We start from the raw sequence: 2,874 nt of genomic DNA, 5'->3' as shown, positions 1-2,874 counted from the left end.
TTTCCCGACAGAATCTGTGCTGCATCCGGCGCTCTATCTGGCGCGCTTATGGTCCGAAGCGAAAGCGCGCGGGGCGCTGCTGTATCAGCATCAACGCATCAACAGCATCAGCGAAAGTGCCGATCGCGTTACGCTGGATCTGGAAAACGGCGAGCAGTGGCAGGGCGATCGTATCGTGTTAGCCACCGGACGCTGGGCCAATCAGCTGCTCAATTCACTCGGACTCAACCTGGCGTTGCTTGATACCAGCAAACCGAACGCGGTGGCCTGCAGTTTTCTGGTGCGCACCGCGCCGCAGCCGCTGTCGCTCAGTGCCAATCTCATCTCTCCGCAACTCAACGTACGCCCGGACGGCGGCGGACGTTTGCTGCTGCAAGCGTTAGAGCTGGATCACCTGGCCGATTCTGCTGCGCCACCATCAATCACCAGCGACATCGCCGCGCAGTTCCGCGCGCGTTATCACGCGCTGTTTGCGGATGCGGGCGAGTTGCAAATTGAACAAATCGTCGTAGGCCAACGTGCCCGACCTGCCGATGGTTTACCGGCAATCGGTTATGTCACAGCACATCAGCGCGTCTATGTAGCGGTAACGCACAGCGGCATCACGCTTTCACCATTGATTGGCAAGCTGGTGGCTGAAGAGCTCATCTGCGATGTAGCAAGTGACCTGCTCAGCGATTTCCGCCCGCAACGATTGCTGGGTAAAAGCGTGGAAGAGTTTGCGCCGATAAAGCGTAATTTCCCGGCGGCGCAATAACGTCCGAGTTGATTGCCGCCCGCAGGCGGCCTCATCCATTTTGGATCAATAACGCAGTCGCCCGCTAAAACCATTTGAAATCATCGCACCCGACTTAAGCGTTAAATCGAAATCCTGTTCTCGCGGCTGCAGCGCATTGATGAAACTTTCAGCCCATTTGTGGCAATCATGCAGATGCAGGTTTTTTAGCAGGCTGGCGTGACGTTCGCGACGCACCGAAAGTGGCATAATGAGCGCAGTATGAATGGCATCGGCGATGGCGTCGGGATCGTAGGGATTCACCAACAGCGCGCCCTGCATCTGTTCGGCGGCGCCAGCAAACTGCGACAGAATCAGCACGCCGGGATTGGCATGATCCTGCACGGCGACGTAGGTTTTCGCCATCAAACTCATCCCGGCTATTAGCGGTGTAACCAGCGCCACGCGCGCCGCGCGGTAAAATCCGCACAGCTCTTCACGCGAATAGTGATTGCTCAAATAACTCACCGGATACCAGTTCAGCTCGCCATGTACGCCGTTCATCTCGCCGCAGCGGGTTTCTAAATCGCGCGACAACGCTTTGATGCGATGGCTGTAACCTGACGCCGCTGAAGCCAGCTGCACCAATGAAAACTTGTGGTGATACTCCTCGTGTTGACGCAGCAAAACTTCTATCGCACTTATACGGTAGGGCGTGCCGGTGCTATCGTCAAAATGCCCGCCGCTGAGGATGAGATTCTCCGGTAGGGTTTCGCGACATTGCTGTTCCATATACTGGCAGCTGTTACTTTCAGCTAGCGCGCTGGTTTCGGCGGTATCAATGCCCACCGGGAATACGCCGACACGAATCTGGCGGCCATGAATGCGCAGCGTGTAAGGCGTTAGCCGTTCACAACGGAATCGGGATTCAACCCACGCCGTAAAATTGTTCATGTCGTGGGTGGTCTGGAAACCAATCAGATCGGCGCATAATAAGGAATCGGCCAGATAGCGCCAGTTCGGCACCGATTCAAATGATTGTCCCGCCGGGAAAGGTTGATGGAAAAAGAAACCGATACGATTAATCAGGCCGACATCGCGCAACATTTTAATGCTGGGAATCAAATGATAATCCTGCAACCAAATATCATCATCGGGCATGGCATATTCACTGATGGCGCGCGTATAGGTTTCATTCAGTTTCATATAACCGATTTGGCTGCTGGTGGAAAAGCGCGCCATATCGGGACGCTGGTGAAATACCGGCCATAATCCCTGATGGATATATTGATGATAACCTTCTTCATATTCTGATTTGGTCAAACGGAACGTCAGCGTGTCGAAGTGTTTACCGCGAGTAAAATTCAGCTCGCGATGAGGTTCAGTGGTAAAAGATTCAAACTCGCCACTCCATTTCACCCACATGCCACCACGACGCGTCAATATACTTTCATAAATGCTTGAAAGCGTTGAGTGGTTGTTTTGATTGTGTGATACCAACATTAAGCCTGACATATTTTTTACCCGTTGCTTAATCTGCCCGTTATTAATATCTGGCAGGGAATTTGGAAGAGGTTGGCGTAATAATAATTGAATGATTCCGCTCATTATTTTCTTTGATATACATCGTTCACGCTGTCGATGAATATAATTTATCCGACCTGCCCGTAAAAAAGCCGTAAAAATATCGGTAAGAACTATAAAAATTTAATACATGTGATTTTTTAAATTCTACCCGCTCAGGCAACAGCAACTATCATTAGGCTCGACACTAACGATCTTTCACGGAGGCAGCATGAAAATTGGCATTGTGGGTTACGGCACCGGCGGCAAACATTTCCACGCGCCCTTCATTGAGGCAGCAAACGGATTGGAGCTGGCGGGCATTGTTGCACGCGCGCCTGCGACCATCGCAAAAGCAAAAGCGGACCATCCCGATGTGCCAATCTTCGCCAGCCTGACTGAAATGCTGGCGGCGGGCGTGGATATCGTCACCATCACCACGCCACCGCAAACCCGTCGTGAACTGGTTCTGGAAGCGATTGACGCCGGTGTGGCGGTGATCGCGGATAAACCCTTCGCACCCGATGCCAAAACCGGGCGGGAACTGGCTGCGGCGGCGGCTGCTAAAGGCGTGGTGTGGAGCGTCTATCACAACC

3 protein-coding genes are annotated in these 2,874 nt (G+C 52.9%); 2 read left to right on the top strand and 1 reads right to left on the bottom strand.

Annotated features, from left to right (window positions below; all coding sequences use genetic code 11):
- The coding region (locus tag RTY00_RS22970; RefSeq protein ID WP_312666496.1) for an FAD-dependent oxidoreductase at nucleotides 1-757 on the top strand (757 nt) is incomplete at its 5' end.
- 45 nt (nucleotides 758-802) lie between these two features.
- On the opposite strand, the gene RTY00_RS22965 is transcribed toward RTY00_RS22970, so the two are convergent.
- Nucleotides 803-2,230, bottom strand: coding sequence for a trehalose-6-phosphate synthase (locus RTY00_RS22965; protein ID WP_312666495.1), 1,428 nt, complete (start codon nucleotides 2,228-2,230; stop codon nucleotides 803-805).
- Between the two features lie 280 nt (nucleotides 2,231-2,510).
- Between RTY00_RS22965 and RTY00_RS22960 the strand changes: the two genes are divergently transcribed.
- Nucleotides 2,511-2,874, top strand: a 364-nt coding sequence (locus tag RTY00_RS22960) for a Gfo/Idh/MocA family oxidoreductase (RefSeq protein WP_312666493.1), incomplete at its 3' end; no start/stop codon positions are given.

This window comes from Pantoea sp. CTOTU49201 (assembly GCF_032054795.1).
GTDB classification, from domain to species: Bacteria; Pseudomonadota; Gammaproteobacteria; order Enterobacterales; family Enterobacteriaceae; genus Pantoea; species Pantoea symbiotica.
This window is presented reverse-complemented; position numbering and strand designations above follow the sequence as displayed.